Source organism: Escherichia sp. MOD1-EC4550, assembly GCF_963876935.1.
In the GTDB taxonomy this organism is placed as follows: domain Bacteria; phylum Pseudomonadota; class Gammaproteobacteria; order Enterobacterales; family Enterobacteriaceae; genus Escherichia; species Escherichia coli_F.
Window position 1 is genome coordinate 461,825 of the sequence record NZ_CAWNSE010000023.1, and the last position, 21,364, is coordinate 483,188.

At 49.8% G+C, this 21,364-nt stretch carries 20 protein-coding genes and 1 pseudogene; 9 read left to right on the plus strand and 12 right to left on the minus strand.

The genetic code is table 11. The features are described 5' to 3' along the window. Window positions 1-20 precede the first annotated feature (20 nt). From rng to csrD, 6 genes are all read right to left on the minus strand, one after another. Complete coding sequence (gene rng / locus AACU19_RS18370) at window positions 21-1,490, minus strand: ribonuclease G (RefSeq protein WP_000123197.1); 1,470 nt, start codon at window positions 1,488-1,490, stop codon at window positions 21-23. Continuing rightward, window positions 1,480-2,073 carry a nucleoside triphosphate pyrophosphatase YhdE gene (gene yhdE / locus AACU19_RS18375; protein ID WP_000203103.1) on the minus strand — a complete coding sequence of 198 codons (594 nt, stop codon included), beginning with the start codon at window positions 2,071-2,073 and terminating at the stop codon, window positions 1,480-1,482. Before yhdE ends, rng begins: the two co-directional genes overlap by 11 nt. 8 nt (window positions 2,074-2,081) lie before the next feature. Beyond that, the gene (mreD, locus tag AACU19_RS18380) at window positions 2,082-2,570 is read right to left on the minus strand and encodes a rod shape-determining protein MreD (RefSeq protein ID WP_000179409.1); all 489 of its coding nucleotides are present in this window, start codon (window positions 2,568-2,570) and stop codon (window positions 2,082-2,084) included. After that, window positions 2,570-3,673 carry a rod shape-determining protein MreC gene (gene mreC, locus AACU19_RS18385; RefSeq protein WP_000802511.1) on the minus strand — a complete coding sequence of 368 codons (1,104 nt, stop codon included), beginning with the start codon at window positions 3,671-3,673 and terminating at the stop codon, window positions 2,570-2,572. Before mreC ends, mreD begins: the two co-directional genes overlap by 1 nt. A gap of 65 nt (window positions 3,674-3,738) precedes the next feature. Further along, window positions 3,739-4,782, minus strand: coding sequence for a rod shape-determining protein MreB (gene mreB, locus AACU19_RS18390; protein WP_000913396.1), 1,044 nt, complete (start codon window positions 4,780-4,782; stop codon window positions 3,739-3,741). Window positions 4,783-5,086: 304 nt separating this feature from the next. After that, complete coding sequence (csrD, locus tag AACU19_RS18395; RefSeq protein ID WP_001241406.1) at window positions 5,087-7,027, minus strand: RNase E specificity factor CsrD; 1,941 nt, start codon at window positions 7,025-7,027, stop codon at window positions 5,087-5,089. A 151-nt stretch (window positions 7,028-7,178) separates the two neighbouring features. Between csrD and acuI the strand changes: the two genes are divergently transcribed. The 5 genes and pseudogenes from acuI to accC all read left to right on the plus strand — a co-directional run bounded on the left by acuI (window position 7,179) and on the right by accC (window position 10,992). Continuing rightward, complete coding sequence (acuI, locus tag AACU19_RS18400) at window positions 7,179-8,153, plus strand: acrylyl-CoA reductase (NADPH) (RefSeq protein WP_001148460.1); 975 nt, start codon at window positions 7,179-7,181, stop codon at window positions 8,151-8,153. A gap of 36 nt (window positions 8,154-8,189) precedes the next feature. Continuing rightward, window positions 8,190-8,387: a hypothetical protein gene (locus tag AACU19_RS18405; protein ID WP_105278382.1), complete on the plus strand. Its 198-nt coding sequence runs from the start codon at window positions 8,190-8,192 to the stop codon at window positions 8,385-8,387. A 4-nt stretch (window positions 8,388-8,391) separates the two neighbouring features. After that, a pseudogene (locus AACU19_RS18410) lies at window positions 8,392-8,760 on the plus strand (sulfoxide reductase heme-binding subunit YedZ); the annotation flags it as partial. 401 nt (window positions 8,761-9,161) lie between these two features. Continuing rightward, the gene (accB, locus tag AACU19_RS18415) at window positions 9,162-9,632 is read left to right on the plus strand and encodes an acetyl-CoA carboxylase biotin carboxyl carrier protein (protein WP_000354622.1); all 471 of its coding nucleotides are present in this window, start codon (window positions 9,162-9,164) and stop codon (window positions 9,630-9,632) included. A gap of 10 nt (window positions 9,633-9,642) precedes the next feature. Further along, complete coding sequence (gene accC, locus AACU19_RS18420; protein WP_000884620.1) at window positions 9,643-10,992, plus strand: acetyl-CoA carboxylase biotin carboxylase subunit; 1,350 nt, start codon at window positions 9,643-9,645, stop codon at window positions 10,990-10,992. Between the two features lie 91 nt (window positions 10,993-11,083). Here accC and AACU19_RS18425 read toward each other — a convergent pair whose 3' ends face one another. From AACU19_RS18425 to AACU19_RS18450, 6 genes are read right to left on the minus strand one after another with little or no spacing between them, the layout of a single operon-like run. Beyond that, on the minus strand, window positions 11,084-12,130 hold the full coding sequence (locus tag AACU19_RS18425) for an aldose 1-epimerase family protein (RefSeq protein WP_105278383.1): 1,047 nt from the start codon (window positions 12,128-12,130) through the stop codon (window positions 11,084-11,086). Then, window positions 12,127-13,089 (minus strand): sugar kinase, encoded by a 963-nt coding sequence (locus AACU19_RS18430; RefSeq protein ID WP_000048610.1) that lies wholly within the window; start codon window positions 13,087-13,089, stop codon window positions 12,127-12,129. Before AACU19_RS18430 ends, AACU19_RS18425 begins: the two co-directional genes overlap by 4 nt. Window positions 13,090-13,110: 21 nt before the next feature. Beyond that, window positions 13,111-14,100 (minus strand): ABC transporter permease, encoded by a 990-nt coding sequence (locus tag AACU19_RS18435; protein WP_000137049.1) that lies wholly within the window; start codon window positions 14,098-14,100, stop codon window positions 13,111-13,113. Beyond that, window positions 14,101-15,600 carry a sugar ABC transporter ATP-binding protein gene (locus AACU19_RS18440; RefSeq protein WP_105278384.1) on the minus strand — a complete coding sequence of 500 codons (1,500 nt, stop codon included), beginning with the start codon at window positions 15,598-15,600 and terminating at the stop codon, window positions 14,101-14,103. Window positions 15,601-15,660: 60 nt separating this feature from the next. Next, on the minus strand, window positions 15,661-16,551 hold the full coding sequence (locus tag AACU19_RS18445) for a substrate-binding domain-containing protein (protein WP_105278385.1): 891 nt from the start codon (window positions 16,549-16,551) through the stop codon (window positions 15,661-15,663). A 35-nt stretch (window positions 16,552-16,586) separates the two neighbouring features. Then, the gene (locus tag AACU19_RS18450) at window positions 16,587-17,441 is read right to left on the minus strand and encodes a tagatose bisphosphate family class II aldolase (protein ID WP_000275531.1); all 855 of its coding nucleotides are present in this window, start codon (window positions 17,439-17,441) and stop codon (window positions 16,587-16,589) included. A gap of 340 nt (window positions 17,442-17,781) precedes the next feature. On the opposite strand from AACU19_RS18450, the gene AACU19_RS18455 reads away from it, so the two are divergent. From AACU19_RS18455 to panF, 4 genes are all read left to right on the plus strand, one after another. Beyond that, window positions 17,782-18,612: a DeoR/GlpR family DNA-binding transcription regulator gene (locus tag AACU19_RS18455; RefSeq protein WP_000843961.1), complete on the plus strand. Its 831-nt coding sequence runs from the start codon at window positions 17,782-17,784 to the stop codon at window positions 18,610-18,612. Between the two features lie 31 nt (window positions 18,613-18,643). After that, window positions 18,644-19,579: a sugar kinase gene (locus AACU19_RS18460; RefSeq protein WP_105278386.1), complete on the plus strand. Its 936-nt coding sequence runs from the start codon at window positions 18,644-18,646 to the stop codon at window positions 19,577-19,579. Window positions 19,580-19,671: 92 nt separating this feature from the next. After that, the gene (locus AACU19_RS18465) at window positions 19,672-19,914 is read left to right on the plus strand and encodes a YhdT family protein (protein WP_000381171.1); all 243 of its coding nucleotides are present in this window, start codon (window positions 19,672-19,674) and stop codon (window positions 19,912-19,914) included. Continuing rightward, a complete protein-coding gene (panF, locus tag AACU19_RS18470; RefSeq protein ID WP_001175714.1) occupies window positions 19,904-21,355 on the plus strand; it encodes a sodium/pantothenate symporter in 1,452 nt (483 codons plus the stop codon). Before AACU19_RS18465 ends, panF begins: the two co-directional genes overlap by 11 nt. The last annotated feature ends 9 nt before the right edge of the window (window positions 21,356-21,364 follow it).

Sequence of the window (21,364 nt, forward strand, 5' to 3'; positions counted from 1 at the left end):
GATGGCGGCCCAGCATCTGTTTACATCATTACGACGTCAAACTGCTCCTGGTTATAGAGCGGTTCAATTTGTACTTTAACCTGTTTACCAACGAAAATTTCCACCTCTGCCAGCGAGTGCGACTCTTCGCCTTTTAAGGCTTCGGCTACTGCCGGAGAAGCATAGACCAGGAAACGGTCAGAGTCGTAAGCATGGTGCACGCGAACGATTTCTCGCATGATTTCATAACATACGGTTTCCACAGTTTTCACCGTTCCGCGACCGTGGCAAGTCGGACATTCGTTACACAATACGTGTTCAATGCTTTCACGGGTGCGTTTACGTGTCATCTCCACCAGCCCCAGCGCCGAAAAACCATTAACGCTGGTTTTCACCCGGTCTTTGCTCAACGCCTGTTCCAGGGAATGCAGTACGCGGCGACGGTGATCTTCATTATTCATATCGATGAAATCAATAATGATGATCCCGCCCAGGTTACGCAACCGTAACTGGCGAGCAATAGCCTGCGTCGCTTCAATATTGGTATTGAAGATGGTGTCGTCCAGATTGCGATGACCGACAAACGCCCCGGTATTGATGTCCACGGTGGTCATCGCTTCGGTCTGGTCGATAATCAGATAGCCACCGGATTTTAGTTCAACTTTGCGTTCCAGCGCCCGCTGGATTTCGTTTTCAACATCAAAGAGATCGAAAATCGGCTGGCGGCCTGTGTAATGCTCCAGCTTGCTGGTCATCTCGGGAATGTACTCCGAGGTAAACTCCAGCAATGCTTCGTAAGTCAGGCGCGAGTCAACGCGAATGCGGTCCAGCTCGGCGTCGGCGAAATCACGCAGAACACGCTGCGCCAACGCCAGTTCGCCGTATAGCTGATAACGGGTCTGCGGGCGCTTTTTACGCTCCATGACTTTGGTCCAGACACGTTTCAGATAAGCGGCATCGGAGGCCAGTTCAGCCTCACCAACACCTTCCGCTGCAGTACGGATGATAAACCCGCCCTGCTCGTCGCAATACTCCGCGACCACTTTTTTCAGGCGTTCACGTTCGGATTCGCTTTCGATACGTTGGGAAACCCCAACATGAGAAGCACCTGGCATAAAAACCAGATAGCGAGATGGCAGAGTGATATCGGTGGTCAGGCGCGCACCTTTAGTACCAAGCGGATCTTTCACCACCTGCACCATCAGATCTTGCCCCTGACGGACCAGTTCCGAGATGTCGCGCACCGTGAATTGCTTTTGCTCTTCACCCGCCACACACTCAGTATGCGGCATGATGTCGGATGCATGAAGAAACGCGGCTTTATCCAGCCCAATATCTACAAAAGCCGCCTGCATACCCGGAAGTACACGACTTACACGACCCTTGTAGATATTGCCTACTATTCCGCGTCGCGCCTCACGTTCAATATGAATTTCCTGCAGAATACCGCCATCAATATACGCCACTCGCGTTTCCGAAGGCGTTACGTTTACCAACAATTCAGCCGTCATGTTTATCCCTTTTCTCACGCAGTGCGTTAAAATTACTTAATAATTCATACGTTTCAACCAGCGGTAAGCCGACTACGGCGTGATAGCTGCCATTTATCTTCCTGACAAAACAGCCACCCAACCCCTGAATACCGTATGCACCTGCTTTATCTAACGGTTCTCCGCTGGCGACATAGCCCGCGATGTCTTCGTCTGTTAACGTTCTGAACGTCACATCGGTGACCACCAGGCAATCGAGAATGTGCTGACTGTCGGCCAACGCCACAGCCGTCATCACCTGATGGGTCTGGCCCGATAATTTGCGCAACATCTGCGCCGCATGTTCTGCGTCGCGCGGTTTCTCCAGCACTTCTCCATTCAGGATAACGATAGTATCCGCACCCAGCACCGGGAGATCCTGCGCCGTGTGCGTGACACCCGCCTGTGCTTTCTCGCGCGCCAGACGCACAACATATTGCTGCGCGCTCTCCTGCGGCTGACGCTGCTCCTCAATGCCCGTAACAATACGTTCAAAGGTCACGCCAAGTTGCGCAAGTAACTCCTGACGACGCGGAGAACCGGAAGCTAAATACAGAGAAGTCATAGAAACCTTTATTGCACTGCAAACTGCTGACGGACTTTACGCATCAGCAAGAAAATCCACGGCCAGAGCACTCCATTGACTACACTACTCCAGAACACTTCCGGTCTGAAAGAGACGTTAATCACTAAAAACTCTGCCCAGAAAACAATAATATCCACCACCAGCGAAAGCAACATGACGACCAGCGCCTGCTGCCATAATGCGAGGTTGCGGAAAAGCTGATATTTCAGCGCCACCAGGTAAGCAATGATGCTCATCGCCAACACGCGTACGCCAAGCGTCGAGCCGCTAATCAGATCCAGTATGGCACCCATCACAAAACCTGTGCCCACATTTACGCGATGGGGCAAGGCCAGGATCCAATACAACAAGATGAGTAACACCCAGTTTGGCCGGAAAACAATCAGGTTATCCGGCCAGGGCATGATTTGCAGCAACAGCGCAATGAGGAAAGAGAGCCAGATTACCCAGCGTCCCTGGCTACGATAGCTCGCCACTATTGCCCTCCCGGCGCACGCGCAGGCGGTTGAGCACCACTTTGCGGCGGCGTAGCCCTTTGTGGAGAGCGATTAGCAGCAGGCTGTGTCGGCGCAGCAGGCGCAGTAGCTGCATTTCCTGTCGCCGGTTGCTGCGGAGTCGGCTGAGCGATCCCCGTTGCCGGTTCAGGTAACTTTGGCCCCATCGCGTCTGGCGAAGGCAATACCTGCGGCATCATCTGCATCAGACGTTCATTAGCAACACGATGCACCTCTTCCGGCGTCATCGGGTTAGCGCCGTTACGATCCGCGCCCCACAGCAGCAGCAGATAACGCAAACGTTGCAGTCCCGCAGTCGGACGCGCCTGAATCACAGTATAAGCGCGCTGGGTATCGAGTTTTACGGAAGAGACAACAGCCACCGGATAGCCTTCCGGGAAACGACCGCCCAGACCGGAAGTCACCAGCACATCACCAACACGAATATCCGTATTCGCTGGCAGATGCTCAAGCTGCAAATCATCCGTACAACCGTTACCGGCTGCAATTACGCGGATATCGTTGCGCAGCACCTGGATTGGCAGCGCGTGGGTCGCATCACAAATCAGCAGCACGCGACTGGTCAGTTTAGCGACGGCCACCACCTGACCAACAACACCTTTGTCGCTGATGACCGGCTGGCCTTCATAAACGCCATTAACGCTACCTTTATCGATAACAACTTGATCGCTATAAGGATCGTTAACCGTAGAGATAACCTGAGTCACCATTTTCTGCTCATCCTGACGCAGCGGGGAACCCAGCAGCTCGCGCAGACGCGCGTTCTCCTGTTTGTATTGTCCAAGCATCAGCAGTTCACTGTTTTTCAGCAACAGTTCCTGACGTAACGCCCGGTTTTCAAGTTCTAGTTGGTCACGCGAGGCCAGCGTCTGCGATACGCCATCCAGCAATTCACGAGGAGCATTGGAAACAAAGTAGAAAGGACTGACGGCGGTATCCATATAAGTACGGATTTGACTGAACGTCCCCAGGCGGCTGTCGGCAATAATAATGCCGAGCGCCACCAGCACCGCCAGAATAAGGCGAATCTGTAGCGACGGGCCACGGCTAAAAATTGGCTTCATAAGTTATGCGTATTCTCGTATCAGACCAGGCAGGGTAAACAGACGCTTCCCCTGCCTGTATCCGATTACTCTTCGCTGAACAGGTCGCCGCCGTGCATGTCGATCATTTCCAGCGCTTTGCCGCCACCGCGCGCCACACAGGTCAGCGGGTCTTCAGCAACAACGACTGGAATGCCGGTTTCTTCCATTAACAAACGGTCAAGGTTACGCAGCAGTGCGCCACCACCGGTGAGCACCATGCCGCGCTCGGAGATGTCGGAAGCCAGTTCCGGCGGACACTGTTCCAGTGCAACCATTACTGCGCTCACAATACCGGTCAGCGGTTCCTGCAGTGCTTCGAGGATTTCGTTGGAGTTCAGAGTAAAACCGCGTGGAACACCTTCTGCCAGGTTACGGCCACGAACTTCGATTTCACGGACTTCATCGCCCGGGTAAGCCGAACCGATTTCATGCTTGATACGTTCTGCGGTGGCTTCACCGATCAGAGAACCGTAATTACGACGCACATAGTTGATGATAGCTTCATCAAAACGGTCACCACCAATGCGCACGGAAGAGGAGTAAACCACGCCGTTCAAGGAGATAACAGCAACTTCAGTGGTACCACCACCGATATCAACCACCATAGAACCGGTCGCTTCAGAAACCGGGAGGCCAGCACCAATTGCGGCAGCCATCGGTTCTTCAATCAGGAACACTTCACGGGCACCAGCGCCCTGCGCGGATTCACGAATTGCGCGGCGTTCAACCTGGGTTGCGCCAACCGGCACACAAACCAGAACGCGCGGGCTTGGACGCATAAAGCTGTTGCTGTGCACTTGTTTGATGAAGTGCTGGAGCATTTTTTCAGTCACGAAGAAGTCGGCGATAACGCCGTCTTTCATTGGGCGAATGGCAGCAATATTGCCCGGCGTACGGCCCAGCATCTGCTTCGCGTCATGACCTACTGCAGCTACGCTTTTCGGTGAACCGGCACGATCCTGACGAATGGCCACCACGGAAGGCTCATTCAATACGATGCCTTGTCCTTTTACATAAATGAGGGTATTCGCAGTACCCAGGTCAATGGACAAGTCATTGGAAAACATGCCACGAAATTTTTTCAACATACTAAGGGATAATCCTGAAAGCTGGGGCGGAAAAGAAAATCCGCTTACTTTACCAACCACACGCAGCAGCGACAAGGCGCAAAAATCATCTGCTACGGTGAAAATTAGTGCAGTTCGTTTCCTTTGTTACAAATCTCTGCCTGAGTCCAGAAAGGCTTAATGCATCAGCAGCATTCCTCGCCTGTTTGCAACCGCGTAAGGTCATTCATCTGCATATGTGCTGCAACAATCTGGCGAGCAGACAAGCACACTCCCATGAGACGCAGCGCGCGTTATTCTACGTGAAAACGGATTAAACGGCAGGTTAAACCGAGTATCTTTGTGAATATTTTTTCACGTTAGTATCAAGTGGCTGTGAGGACGCGAAAAAATCCCCTTGCCCACCTGTAACACCGCGCTGAATCAGGGTCTGCCACTCGCTTCGCGAACGCACGCCGGTGGCGTAAACCTGGGTGCTGGTCCCGGAGCAGGCTTCCACCAGGCTTTGAACCAGCAGCTGATTCTCCGTTCGCTTCTCAATGTTTCTGACCAGCCCCGGATGGAGCTTGAGTAACTCAACATTAAGTTCTTTGATCCAACTGGTGCTTACCAGCGTCAAACCAGCCTGGTTGACGGCTACCCGCACCCCTAAAGCATTCACTAAACGAATAACAGGTTGTAAACGACTGATATGTTGACCTACATCGGCCTCTGCAAGTTCAATAATTATGCGTTTTCGTTGCGATCTTTCACATTGCATTAACGTATCGCGCAGCCAACGCTGAAAACGCGGGCGAATCAGCGACTCAACGGTAACCTGAATCGCCAGATTTTCCTCCGGCCAGTAACGCAATAGTGGAATAAGACGGCTGATTTGCAGGCGGTCATACTCTTCCGATAAGCCAAACTGCAAGACCATCGGCATATACTCCGCCGAGCTAACCTCTTCATTACCATCGAAGATGCGGCACATGAGTTCTCGATGATGAACCTGACCTTCGCGAGTAACCGCCGGTTTTTGATAAAGGCGCGGGCCGCCGCGACTCAGCATTTGCTCGATAAGCGTACGCCAGCGAACATTACCGCGTCCTTTTTCAGGCAACGAGTCATCGTAAATAGCCCAGCTATTGCCGCCCTGCAATCCCGCATTACGCGTGGCAGACTCTGCATGTTCCATTACCTGCTCGGTATCCTGACCACTACGCCAGGCACAGATACCAATGTGGATCATATCGTCGCGATCGAGCATTTTATTGTTCGGCAAGGTATCGACGGCTTTGATTAACTGACTGGCTATGCTCTCAGCCTCTTTTAACGTCCGGTGCGGCAACAGCGCAGCAAAATCACTGCGGTGGTAACGCGCCAGCAGTGCGCCAGGGTAGCGCATCATAAATGTCGACAGCAGATTCGTCAGAGTGAAAAACTGTTCTTCAACCTGGCTGTGCCCCCAGGTATCGCTCAACATATTGAAATCCGGTAGACGAATCATCATCACGATCCCGTGGGTACCTACTTTCTCCTGATCTTCCAGTAACGTTGCTAACTGATTATCGAAGAAGAGTCGGTTATTGAGGCCGGTTTTCATGTCCTGGGCGGCATAGGAGCGGATCAGCGTATCAAGACGGCTGTGTTGTTCGCGTGCGTTCTGAATTTCACGAAGCAGCGTATCCAGCGCACTGCTGGTTCTGGGCGGCCATTCATAGATGGTTCCCAACACATTAGAGCCACGCTCACCGTTTAAGATACGAGTAGCCCGGGTTTCCAGCAATTCTTGCCCGGCAAGTTGCCGTTGTAACCAGCGTACCGCCAGGAAGAGCATAAGAATGATAAAGCCAATCGCCCCCGTGAGCGGCGCGGTGGTCATCAACGAATGGAAATAGTTGCCCATCGGATCCTGATAAACCAGACGCAGCGACATCCCCGGATGCTTTATCAACGGAACGCTCAGTTCGCGAAACAGATCGCTGGTGCCAACCGGACGATAACTACCATTTCTGGCGAGGGTATAAACCTGTTTATCACCATGCAGCAGGTCTACACGAACGATATCTGCTGACATCATTAATTCGGTAATTTGTGGCCTTAATGCGCTGAAGTCATTCGACACAAGGTGGGTATCAATCGCTGTCGCCACCGCCTGAACGCGATGACTAAACTTATACTGAATGGCGTTGTAGAAACTTAGCGAACAGCCCAACAAAGTCACAAAAATTGTTAACCCGGTGAGCAGCGTAACAAAGGCCGAAAATTTCGTCGTTAATCTCATCCTTGTGTTAACTCCGATAGTGAGGAAGCGGGCATACTAGCAAATCAGATTTATCTCGCAATTTATTGCGCTTCATCGGCTTTGCTTTTCCATTAGCGAGTATAGTCTTCAGAAATTATTTTCCAATCCATCATGCACATGAGGACCACTTATGCAGGCGTTACTTTTAGAACAGCAGGACGGCAAAACTCTCGCATCGGTACAGACTCTGGACGAAAGTCGCCTGCCGGAAGGCGATGTCACGGTTGATGTTCACTGGTCGAGCCTGAACTACAAAGATGCGCTGGCAATTACCGGTAAGGGAAAAATCATCCGTAATTTTCCGATGATTCCTGGGATCGATTTTGCCGGAACTGTACGCACCAGCGAAGATCCGCGTTTTCATGCCGGTCAGGACGTATTACTCACTGGCTGGGGCGTTGGTGAAAACCACTGGGGTGGGCTGGCGGAGCAGGCGCGAGTGAAAGGTGACTGGCTGGTTGCCATGCCGCAAGGGCTGGACGCGCGTAAAGCAATGATTATCGGTACTGCCGGTTTTACCGCCATGCTGTGTGTGATGGCGCTGGAAGATGCCGGTGTTCGCCCGCAGGACGGCGAGATTGTCGTAACGGGTGCCAGTGGTGGCGTCGGCAGTACCGCCGTGGCGCTGCTGCATAAGTTGGGTTATCAGGTCGTTGCCGTTTCCGGTCGCGAAAGTACCCATGAATATCTGAAAAGTTTAGGTGCCAGCCGTATTCTCCCTCGCGATGAGTTTGCCGAATCCCGTCCTCTGGAAAAACAACTCTGGGCTGGGGCAATTGACACCGTTGGCGACAAAGTGCTGGCGAAAGTGCTGGCGCAAATGAATTACGGCGGCTGCGTGGCGGCCTGTGGTCTGGCGGGTGGTTTTACTCTGCCAACCACGGTCATGCCATTTATTCTGCGTAATGTCCGTTTACAGGGGGTGGATTCAGTGATGACGCCACCAGCACGCCGCGCACAAGCCTGGCAGCGACTGGTCGCCGATTTACCGGAATCATTCTATACCCAGGCGGCAAAAGAAATATCTCTGGCAGAGGCACCGAAGTTTGCCGAGGCCATCATTAATAACCAGATCCAGGGTCGCACTCTGGTGAAGGTTAACTAACCATTTAGCAGGGAATAATAAGAGAGGGAACTCATTTTGAAATCATTATTCAATCGGTTAACAGGAAAAGCGGTTAGCCGGACAGCTTTTGTCGAACATCTTGGTCATGAAGTTGTACAACATCATCCAAACTGGAAAGTCATGATTTCGACTGACCATACATTGATGCGCATTGATACGGGTCACCAAACGGTGGAAAACACCCTTGATACTCCACTAAATAGTCATTATTGATACGTCCCGTCGTCTGTTAGGTTTAAGGTGCTTTGCCTGGGTGACGCTACGCTTAATCTGTACCTTAACTCTGATCCCAGGGGTGAATAATCTGATTTTATTTGATTATAAATTAACCACTCAAAACTATTTGATGCTGAGCATTGTCAGTTTGTTGATTTTGCGTGCTTTAGCATTGACGTCTATCCGGACGATGCCGTGAAAATTGAGTAATCCCCAGCAACCGCTGCGTAATGTCGTCTATCTTGTCGCGATCCTGGCATCCCTACATTATTTGTGGTCTGTGAGGATCATCTCATTGCAGCCCCTCATCTTCGCAGAGCTGGCTTTACAGCTTTTAGCCTTACGTTATAAGAAGTTCCGTCGACGATAGCGCTAATTTCGTGAATTGTGCGGCTTGTTGCAAATTACACGGTGTTGAAGGTTATTTACATGTTAGCTGTTGATTATCTTCCCTGATAAGACCAGTATTTAGCTGCCAATTGCTACGAAATCGTTATAATGTGCGACCTCGTCCTCCCTGACGCAGTTTTTGCGCTGCGGAAAAGGTGACATTGGCGCAACGAAGGTATATTTTGTTTTTTGCCGGAGGATAGCAGCAGATCGCTGCACAATGTCCGTCAAGTCTAACATTGACACTCTGGGGCAAAATAGACCGGCGTCCCGGCCTGCTGGAATTTATCGCTATGCATACAGCTGTCGGGGCATACGCTTTACAGACGGCGGTGAAACGCCTGTCACAATCACACTAAACAAAGAGTACGGAACCCACTCATGGATATTCGTAAGATTAAAAAACTGATCGAGCTGGTTGAAGAATCAGGCATCTCCGAACTGGAAATCTCAGAAGGCGAAGAGTCAGTACGCATCAGCCGTGCAGCTCCTGCCGCAAGTTTCCCTGTGATGCAACAAGCTTACGCTGCACCAATGATGCAGCAGCCAGCTCAATCTAACGCAGCCGCTCCGGCGACCGTTCCTTCCATGGAAGCGCCAGCAGCAGCGGAAATCAGTGGTCACATCGTACGTTCCCCGATGGTTGGTACTTTCTACCGCACCCCAAGCCCGGACGCAAAAGCGTTCATCGAAGTGGGTCAGAAAGTCAACGTGGGCGATACCCTGTGCATCGTTGAAGCCATGAAAATGATGAACCAGATCGAAGCGGACAAATCCGGTACCGTGAAAGCAATTCTGGTCGAAAGTGGACAACCGGTAGAATTTGACGAGCCGCTGGTCGTCATCGAGTAACGAGGCGAACATGCTGGATAAAATTGTTATTGCCAACCGCGGCGAGATTGCATTGCGTATTCTTCGTGCCTGTAAAGAACTGGGCATCAAGACTGTCGCTGTGCACTCCAGTGCGGATCGCGATCTAAAACACGTATTACTGGCAGACGAAACGGTCTGTATCGGCCCTGCTCCGTCAGTAAAAAGTTATCTGAACATCCCGGCAATCATCAGCGCCGCTGAAATCACCGGCGCAGTAGCAATCCATCCGGGTTACGGCTTCCTCTCCGAGAACGCCAATTTTGCCGAGCAGGTTGAACGCTCCGGCTTTATCTTCATCGGCCCGAAAGCAGACACCATTCGCCTGATGGGTGACAAAGTATCCGCAATCGCCGCGATGAAAAAAGCGGGCGTTCCTTGCGTACCAGGTTCTGACGGCCCGCTGGGCGACGATATGGATAAAAACCGCGCCATTGCAAAACGCATTGGTTACCCGGTGATTATCAAAGCCTCCGGCGGCGGCGGCGGTCGTGGTATGCGTGTAGTACGCGGCGACGCTGAACTGGCACAATCCATCTCCATGACCCGTGCGGAAGCGAAAGCTGCTTTCAATAACGACATGGTTTACATGGAGAAATACCTGGAAAATCCTCGCCACGTCGAGATCCAGGTACTGGCGGACGGTCAGGGCAACGCTATCTATCTGGCGGAACGTGACTGCTCTATGCAGCGTCGTCACCAGAAAGTGGTCGAAGAAGCGCCAGCACCGGGCATTACCCCGGAACTGCGTCGCTACATCGGTGAACGTTGTGCTAAAGCGTGTGTTGATATCGGCTATCGCGGTGCAGGTACTTTCGAGTTTCTGTTCGAAAACGGCGAGTTCTATTTCATCGAAATGAACACCCGTATTCAGGTAGAACACCCGGTTACCGAAATGATCACCGGTGTTGACCTGATCAAAGAACAACTGCGTATTGCTGCTGGTCAACCGCTGTCGATCAAGCAAGAAGAAGTTCACGTTCGCGGCCATGCGGTGGAATGCCGTATTAACGCCGAGGATCCTAACACCTTCCTGCCAAGCCCGGGCAAAATCACCCGTTTCCATGCACCTGGCGGTTTTGGCGTGCGTTGGGAGTCTCATATCTACGCGGGCTACACCGTACCGCCGTACTATGACTCAATGATCGGTAAGCTGATTTGCTACGGTGAAAACCGTGACGTGGCGATTGCCCGCATGAAGAATGCGCTGCAGGAGCTGATCATCGACGGTATCAAAACCAACGTTGATCTGCAGATCCGCATCATGAATGACGAGAACTTCCAGCATGGTGGCACTAACATCCACTATCTGGAGAAAAAACTCGGTCTTCAGGAAAAATAATTTGTGACGCGCGGTGTTTTCATCGCGCTTAGCAAAGAACGTAATCAACGCCGGGCCTGTTAACGCTGCCCGGCGTTTTTATTGCCGTTAGCTAACGGTAGCTTGCAATTTCCGCTTTCAACGCGCTAATTTCAGCATCGCCATCAACAATTCCCAGCTCAAAGCAGTATGTCTTTGTTTCCCCTGGCTCTATAAAGGGCAGACGCCCCTGCGCTCGTTCTTTATCACGACCGTCAGGAAAACTATTGCTGACCTCCAGCCCCATAACATATTCACCCGCGCCTAAATTTTTCCACTGGATAAAGTTGGGTAGCTGCATGGTGTCGAATTTCTCGTAAATTCCCCACCCCAGTTCGGCGTTCACCAGCGCAACTTTACTCATCCCCTGACTGTCGCTATTCAACGTGAGATAGTAAACCTGCTCGTCAAAACCGGGCTGTGGGGTACAAATCTCCAGATGACTGGTTAACCCTTCCGCCGCATGCGGGGTTCGTGGCGTTACGCTTTTAGCCGACAGCAAGATTTCTGCCTGTGGCGATAATAAAGGCCAGCCGTAATTAAAGTGATAAAGAATTTGCAGCGGCTGGCGGGTGAAACCATGATTAGTCACCTTGTCTTCAATGCGCAGCACATTTTCGCCATAACGGCAGCGAATGATCCTTTCCAGCGTCAGATTTTCACCGAAAAATCGTGTTTCCCGTACTTTGCCATTGATGACAAATTCAATGCCGTCGTCGGTCCGTTCTGTGCGATACCCCACCTCTTCTGCTGGAGTCGCAGCCAAACGCCCGTGTAACCCCAGCGTTTCTCCGTTATCCTCACAGGGCGTGCCAATGTAGCTAAGTCCGCAGGTAGTCAGTAACCCCGCGTAGAAGCTACGTAAAAACCCGTTGCCCTGAGACTCAAAAAAAGCGGGGGCGACAATGCCGTTGGGGGTGATAAAAGAGAGCGCAGTGTCCTTGTAGCTGGCCCATGCAATATCCAGCGCGCGATCTTTTACCACCGTAAATGCCAATCCCGCACCAGTACGGACATCAAACGCTTCTGTCCCCTTTGATCTGCCACTACATAACTCATAGTGTTTAATTCCGGCAACCTGCGAGAGATCGCCAATCCACGACCAAATTTCGTTTTTCATTGTGCTGCTTCCCGAATGGACATGTCATGGCGCTGGATGAACGCTTCGATTTCCGCAAGGCGAGACGTTCCCTCCATTGGGCCACGTCGGGTTACCGCCAGTGCACCGCAGGCGTTGGCATATTGTAATGCCCGATGGGCGTCAAACCCTAGCTGGCGGCAGGCAATCCACGCGCCACCAAAGCAGTCTCCCGCACCGGTCGGGTCAACTTCTTCCACCGGATAGCTCTCAACATGAAACTGCTCATTCGCGGAGTAGTAACTGGCACCTTGATTGCCGCGCTTCACAATCACCTCTTTAACACCTTCTTCAAGAAAACCAGCGATTGCACGCTCCGGTGTCGAGTGTGGCGACAAGAGCAACACTTCTCCCTCGCTGGGCATATAGATATCTGTTAACTCAAGAACAAAGTGGAGGGCGTCACGCATTTCTGGAATATCGAGCATCTCTTTACGAATATTAGGGTCGAAAGAAATAACGCCACCATTTGCTTTAACGATGGTTACTGCTTTTTTTACTGCGTCTACCATATGGAATGAAAACAGGGATGAACCCATAATATGAAAATGGGTACAGTCCTTCAGAATATTTTCATCAACATGCTGCGCCGATAATTTACCGCAAGCGGCATTCTTGATATTAAAAATAAAATCACGATCGCCAGAGTTATGATAAGTAACAAAGGCGCTACCGGTGGCTTCCAGAGGTAAGACTGAAATCCCCCTGATATCCACACCATCAGCAGCCAAACGATGTATATTAATATCACCAAAGCCATCATTCCCCACACAGCTAATGATGCCGCACGGAACGCCAAGACGTGTCACTTGATCGATAAAAATAGCGGGCGCGCCACTGGGATAAGGACCGTTCCAAATTCCGGGTTGATCAAATGGCTGGCCGATTTTACTCGCCATAATTTCAACCAGAATTTCTCCAATTGTGAAGACCTTACTCATATAATTAATTCCTTGAAATGATTAGCTACGTTTTCTTTTATTTCTTACGTCAAAATAAACGGCTACAAGAATGACTAATCCTTTAACCACCATCTGATAGAAATAGGGAACATTCATTAAGTTCATGCCATTATTAATAACGCCGATGGTTAATGCCCCGATTACCGTCCCCACCACCGTTCCATAGCCGCCGTTCAGGCTGGTGCCTCCCAGTACAGCCGCGGCAATAGCATCCAGTTCGTAGCTCAACGCGGAATTCGGTTGCCCGGAATAGAGGCGTGAGGCGAGGATCATCCCGCTGATACCTGCCAGCACGGCTGTAATCATAAAGACTTTAATTTTCAAGCGGGTGACATTTATCCCTGAATAAACTGCCGCTTCTTTATTACCACCAGTGATATAAATTTTTCGTCCAAAGGTTGTTTTAGTAAGAATGAAGTGGTTAATCAGCAATAAGATGATTAATATCCAGATAGGAATAGGTATATAGAGAAATTCTCCATTCCCCAGCGCCAGAAAGGCATCATCTTTAATCATGATGGGCATACCATCGGTCACTATATAAGCGATACCACGGAAGATCCCCATTGTAGCAACGGTGACAATAAACGAAGGGATACCCGCTATAGCCGTCAAGCCACCATTTATCATCCCCAGAGCCAGGGCTGCAATAATGGATAATGGGACCAATAAAATAAATGGAATTCCCCATGAAGCCCCAAGCGCAGCAAATGTGCCAATCAATGCAATGGTTGAACCGACTGATAAATCAATATCGCCAAGCAAAAGTACATAAGTCATTCCATAGGCGGTAATTGCAATTATCGAAACCTGAAGAATAATATTAGTAATGTTATTGGCAGTAAAAAAACTGTCATTAATAAAACTGAACAGAATGATTAACACCACCATTCCACTGAGGATACCGCCATATTGCCTGAAGACTTTTTTAAAATTATTTGCAATGGGAATTTCCGAAGGTTTCGGACTGGCAAGAGTTTTCTCTGTCATTTAACGTACTCCTGTTGCAGCGGTCATTACCTGTGTCTGCGTTAAATTTTCACATGAATAAATATCGGCAATCGTTTTATTACGCATTACCACCAGACGATCGCTAAGTGCCATGACTTCAGGCAGTTCAGAGGACACCAGAATAATTGCTGTTCCTGCCGCAGCCAGTTGACGTATCACGTTATAGATTTCAAATTTTGCGCCGACATCCACTCCGCGCGTAGGCTCATCGAGCAATAAAATACGTGGGGTTTTCTCCAGCCACTTCGATAACACGATTTTCTGTTGATTACCGCCGCTTAGCGCCCCCACAGCCTGATGTACAGAACTCACTTTAGTATTCATTCTGGCAATAGATTGCAGCGTCTTCGCCTCTTCTTGTCGGTGATTGATGAGTCCCATCCGCGAAGCGTTATATTGAAACGCCACATGGTGCGTGTTCATATTGACGTCGTGCATCAGCACTAACCCTTCTTCCTTGCGGTTTTCGGTCACAAAAGCAATGCCATGATCAATAGCCTGTTTGGGATTAGCGATCCTGACTTCCTTACCATCGATCAACACTGTCCCGTGATACGAAACGCGGCCAAATAGCGCCTTCATCACATCGGAACGCCCGGCCCCCACCAGGCCAAAAAATCCGAGGACTTCCCCCGGACGCACAGCGAAACTGACCTCTTTAAAAAGCGAAGGATGGGAAAGGTTTTTTACTTCCAGTTTTGCAGGAACATTTTCATCCGGCTTTTCCCCAAGACGTGCTGGCCAAATGTTTTTCATTTCCCGACCAACCATTTGGGCAATCAAATGCTGGATATCACTGTTTTTCTTTTCATGCGTAGCGATATACTCACCGTCGCGGATCACCGAAATATCATCTGAAATCCGCATAATTTCATCCATGCGATGAGAGATATAAATAACCGCACAACCTCGCTGCTTTAATTTCTCAATAATGTTAAACAGAATCTCTGCTTCATTATCACTTAGCGAAGATGTCGGTTCATCCATAATCACGACATCTGCTGCATAGCTTAAGGCTTTGGCAATTTCTACCAGTTGCCTATGTGCCATCGACATATTGCCGACCATTTCCAGCGGATCCAGTGGGATGCCCAGTTCCGCGAGGAGATTCTGGCAATCTGCGAGCATTTTTTTATCGTTAATAATGCCAAAACGTCGCGGTTCATTATTGGCATAAATATTTTCCGCCACGGTCATATTATTACTCAGGCTCAGTTCCTGAAAAATAATAGCAATCCCTAACTGACGTGAATGCTGCGGATTATTAATTGTGATAGTTTCACCACGTAGTTTTATTGTTCCCTGGGTTGGCGGATAAACACCGGCCAATATTTTCATTAATGTCGATTTACCGGCACCATTCTCACCTAATAAAGTATGTACCCGCCCTTTACGTAAAGAGAGTGTAATATCTTTTAATGCCTGAACATGACCAAATGTCTTCGCAATATGCGAAACATCAAGAATAACATCCGTCATAATGACCTCGGTGTCACAACAAAACGTCGATAACGTTTTGTTGTGAAATGAAGATGTTTATTATTTACCTGTATAAACGCCGGGTTGTACCGGGATCATTTTTTCTACCGGTTTACCATTGAGGTGATCAACAGCGGCATCAATGGCTTTAGCACCCATTTGATCGGGATATTGCCGAATCACGCCCGCAAACGTTTTTTCACTGTCAACGGCATCACGCGCTTCTTTCATGCCGTCAAAACCAATGATTTTGATGTTGTCGTTATGCGCAGATTTCGCTGCGATAACCGCTGCCAACGCCGCATCATCACCAAAGCCAAACAGACCATTCAGGTTGGCGTTGGCCTGCATAATGTTTTGCGCAGTCGTTAACGCTTCAGCCCGCGTTATACCTGGCTGTTCAGCAACAATTTTAATATCCGGTGTCTCGCTTAACCCTTTCTTAAAACCATCAACGCGCGCAACCACCGATTGTAGTGCAGGATAAGAAATAATGGCTACAGTACCTTTACCATTCAAAAGTTTGCCCATTAACTTACCAGCTTCAACGCCTCCCGCGTAATTATCGGTCGCAACATGCGATACGACCGGAACGCCTTCCGCGGCAACGTCAACGGTGATAACGGGAATACCAGCCTTATCGGCTTTAATTATCGCTGCCTGGACACCTTTCGAATCGACCGGAGAGATAATAATGGCATCTACCTTTTTAGTAATAAAATCCTCAACATCAGAAAGCTGTTTGTTTAAATCCTGATTGGCAATAGAGACACTTAAATTGACATTATCTTTTTTCGCCTCTTCTTTCATTGCATTTGCGAGGTCGATATAAAAAGGGTGTTGCTGTGTTAATAATGACGCACCAATTTTATACTCTTTTGCCAATGAACTTTGCGAGAACAATGCCAGGCTCACCATCATAGCGGAACCAAGTAATTTAATATTTTTCATAAACAATCCTCATTGTTTTTGTAGGGTACAACGTCTTAAATTTTTCCTTCACTGCCACAGACGCCAATAATACGAGTTACGACTTCTTTCATGGCGGCCTTTGCGGGCTGCATATAGTGGCGAGGATCATTTGCCGCAGGATTGTTGTAGAAATATCCTTTTAACGCATCGGCAAACGCAATTTTCAATTCTGTCGCGACATTTACTTTACAAATACCGTGGCGAATACAGAGCTGAACGTCCTGTTCCGATAGGCCTGAAGCTCCATGCAACACCAGCGGAATTTCCACCAGCTGGCGAATTTGTTCCAGCCGCACAAAATCCAGACGTGGTTCATGCGCATATAAACCATGTGCAGTGCCTATTGCTACCGCCAGAGAGTCAATTTGGGTACGTTGAACAAACTCTGCAGCTGCGGCTGGTGAGGTATAAGCTGAATCTTTTTCATCCACCAGCAGATCGTCCTCCTGACCGCCAAGACGCCCTAGCTCGGCCTCAACGCTAACATCAAAGCGATGGCAAAAGGCGGTAACTTCTTGCACTCGCGCAATGTTGTCTTCAAATGGCAAATGGGAACCATCAATCATGACAGAACGGATCCCTGCGCGGACCTTGTTAAAAATGTCATCGCACTCTTCATGATGATCGAGATGCAGGACTAACGGTAGGTTGTACTCGCGAGCCAGCGATTGTACTAACGAAATCAAACTTCCCACGCCGCCATAACGATAAGTACCCGGTGTTCCCGCCAGCATAACGGGAGAGCGAAGTTGTGCAGCGCTCTCAACAACTACCTGTAAAGTTTCAAGGTTATGAATGTTGAAAGCAGGGACGGCATATCCCTCTGACTGGGCTTTTTTCAGCATGTTTTTGCTTGAAATGATGTACATCGCAGCTCCTGATATTTGTCGTTCACCTTACAAAATGAAGAAAGAGAATCTTCACTTTCATTTTGAAAGCAAACTAGCACAGCAAAAGCGGTAAAAAGCGTGATGCATGTCGAATATCATCAAAATAACTTACAAAAAATAACTTAATTTATTTTTCACTTTGAAAATGAAACCAATGATGACTTTGGACAGATATGGGAATATGCATTTATTTTCAATGCATTAAGCTATTTTTGCTGCAATTTTTGCCCTATGCTTTTATTTTCGAATTGTCGATATTATTGAAGGGTAACTTTCAAAGAAAAATACAAGGGGCTATAGTGTTACGCATTAAAGGCCAATGAAGAGTGTTAACGTGCCGAGAAAATCGTCTAACCTACTGAAACGCAGATTAAAAATTGCAGAAATTGTTGCCGCCCAGGGTGAAATCAAAGTTGATGACTTATCTGCGCAACTTGGTGTCTCTGGCGTGACGATCCGCGGCGATCTCAGTTATCTGGAGCAACAGGGATATTTAAAGCGATCATTTGGCGGTGCTATTGCGACACCACTCTCCTCTGAACCAGAAGCGATACAACCGATCGCGCCATTGTCTCTGGCACAACAAATGGAAATAGCACGACATTGCGCACGGTTAATTCGGGATCGTGACACGCTATTTCTTGGACATGGGACAATCTGCCGTAAGATCATTCCATTGCTCAGCGAAGTGAAAAAACTGCGTCTGATCACCAACGATCCCGAACATGCGCTGCTGGCAAATCAGTTTATTGATGGCGAAATAATACTGGCTGGCAGTGAAATGCTGCGCCCCGACACCGCACTGGCCGGAAAACCGCTCGAACAGGCACTTCAGCATTTCACCATTACACACAGCATTCTGGAAATCAGCCATCTGGATGCTGATGGTACTTTAAATATCAACGTTCCCAGACTTGCCGCTGCCTGGCAGCTCTGTTTCGATAATGCCCAGAATAAGACAGTTATCGTTGCCGCCGATCCTGCGCCATCAACGGCTGCTATCGGGCATTTGCATCAGGCAGAAAATGTGATTGTCAGCCGCAGCATTAACGAACAATATCAGCAACAATTGCAGTCGGCTGATTTCGTTATCCTTTATACCAGTAATGAGTGCTTTACATGGTCCAATCGCGAAAGGCTTCAGGAATGAGAGGGGTTTTGTGACAATAACTATCTGCGCTATGGGCGAATTGCTGGCCGAGTTTTTGTCCCGCAACCCACATCAAAAATTCACTCAGCCTGGGGAGTTTATCGGGCCATTTCCCAGCGGTGCGCCAGCAATTTTTGCTGCTCAGGTGGCAAAACTGTCCCATCGGGCCATCTTCTTCGGATGTGTTGGTAATGATGATTTTGGCCGACTCATTATAGAGCGCCTCCGTCATGAAGGTGTCATTACCGATGGGATCCATGTTATGAACAATGCCGTAACAGGTACGGCATTCGTGAGTTATCAAAATCCGCAGCAGCGGGATTTCGTCTTTAATATCCCTAATAGCGCCTGCGGTTTGTTTACTGCCGAGCACATTGATAAGGATCTGCTAAGACAGTGTAATCATCTGCATATTGTGGGCTCATCATTGTTCTCATTTCGCATGATCGATGTCATGCGTAAAGCAATAACGACGATCAAATCGGCTGGCGGCACCGTTTCTTTCGATCCCAATATTCGCAAAGAGATGCTGAGTATTCCTGAAATGGCGCAGGCTCTCGATTATTTGATTGAATATACGGATATTTTTATCCCCAGCGAAAGCGAACTCCCTTTCTTCGCGCGTCACAAAAATCTGTCAGAAGAACAGATTGTTAGCGATCTTCTCCACGGCGGCGTAAAACATGTGGCGATAAAACGCGCCCAGCGTGGGGCCAGCTATTACAAGCTTAAAAACGGAACATTACACGCCAAGCATGTTGCAGGCCACGATATCGAAATAATCGATCCAACGGGTGCAGGCGACTGCTTTGGCGCAACGTTTGTCACTCTTTTCTTATCCGGTATCCCGGCACACAAGGCGCTGCAATATGCAAATGCCAGCGGCGCGCTCGCGGTAATGCGGCAAGGTCCGATGGAAGGGGTATCCTCACTGGCTGACATTGAAGACTTTTTGCAGGAGCACTGAACGGCAATTTTCTGTCAGATTATTTTCCCTGCCTGAAGACTTGCCGTAGAATTGCCCGTTTCTCGTATCCCCCCATGAGGAGGACCCCTTCCGTGGACACTCGTTTTGTTCAGGCCCATAAAGAGGCGCGCTGGGCGCTGGGGCTGACCCTTTTGTATCTGGCGGTATGGTTAGTAGCCGCTTACTTACCTGGCGTTACCCCCGGTTTTACCGGCTTTCCACGCTGGTTTGAGATGGCTTGCATCCTGACGCCGCTGCTGTTTATTGGACTGTGCTGGGCGATGGTGAAATTTATCTATCGCGATATCCCGCTGGAGGATGACGATGCAGCTTGAAGTGATTCTACCGCTGGTCGCCTATCTGGTGGTGGTGTTCGGTATCTCTGTTTATGCGATGCGTAAACGGAGCACCGGCACCTTCCTCAATGAGTATTTCCTCGGCAGCCGTTCTATGGGCGGTATTGTGCTGGCGATGACGCTCACCGCGACCTATATCAGTGCCAGTTCGTTTATCGGCGGGCCAGGAGCTGCTTATAAATACGGCCTGGGTTGGGTATTGCTGGCAATGATTCAGCTACCTGCGGTCTGGCTTTCGCTCGGTATTCTCGGCAAGAAGTTCGCGATTCTCGCGCGCCGCTACAATGCGGTGACGCTGAACGATATGCTGTTTGCCCGCTACCAGAGTCGCCTGCTGGTGTGGCTGGCGAGTTTGAGTTTGCTGGTTGCGTTCGTTGGTGCGATGACCGTGCAGTTTATCGGCGGTGCGCGCCTGCTGGAAACCGCGGCGGGTATCCCTTATGAAACAGGTTTGCTGATTTTTGGCATCAGCATTGCGCTCTACACCGCCTTTGGCGGCTTTCGCGCCAGCGTGCTGAACGACACCATGCAAGGGCTGGTGATGCTGATTGGCACCATTGTGCTGCTTATTGGCGTGGTCCATGCTGCTGGCGGCTTAAGCAATGCGGTAGAGACGCTGCAAACCATCGATCCGCAACTGGTTACGCCACAAGGCGCTGACGATATTCTGTCACCTGCGTTTATGACGTCGTTCTGGGTGCTGGTGTGTTTTGGCGTGATTGGCCTGCCGCATACTGCGGTGCGCTGTATCTCTTATAAAGACAGCAAAGCCGTACATCGGGGGATCATCATCGGTACGATTGTGGTCGCAATCCTGATGTTCGGTATGCACCTGGCCGGAGCGTTAGGTCGGGCGGTGATCCCCGATCTCACCGTACCGGACCTGGTGATCCCGACGTTGATGGTAAAAGTGCTGCCACCGTTTGCTGCCGGGATCTTCCTGGCTGCACCTATGGCTGCGATCATGTCGACGATCAATGCCCAGTTGCTGCAAAGTTCCGCTACGATCATTAAAGATCTCTATCTGAATATCCGTCCGGATCAAATGCAAAACGAGACGCGTCTGAAGCGGATGTCGGCGGTGATCACGTTGGTTCTCGGTGCGTTGCTGCTGCTTGCCGCCTGGAAGCCGCCAGAAATGATCATCTGGCTGAATTTGCTGGCCTTCGGTGGGCTGGAAGCCGTTTTCCTGTGGCCGCTGGTGCTGGGTCTTTACTGGGAACGCGCCAACGCCAAAGGCGCGCTAAGTGCGATGATCGTTGGCGGCGTACTGTATGCCGTACTCGCGACGCTGAATATTCAGTACCTGGGCTTCCACCCTATCGTGCCCTCGTTACTACTAAGTTTGCTGGCTTTCCTGGTCGGAAACCGTTTCGGTACATCCGTCCCGCAAGCTACCGTTTTGACTACTGATAAATAAAGAGTTTTG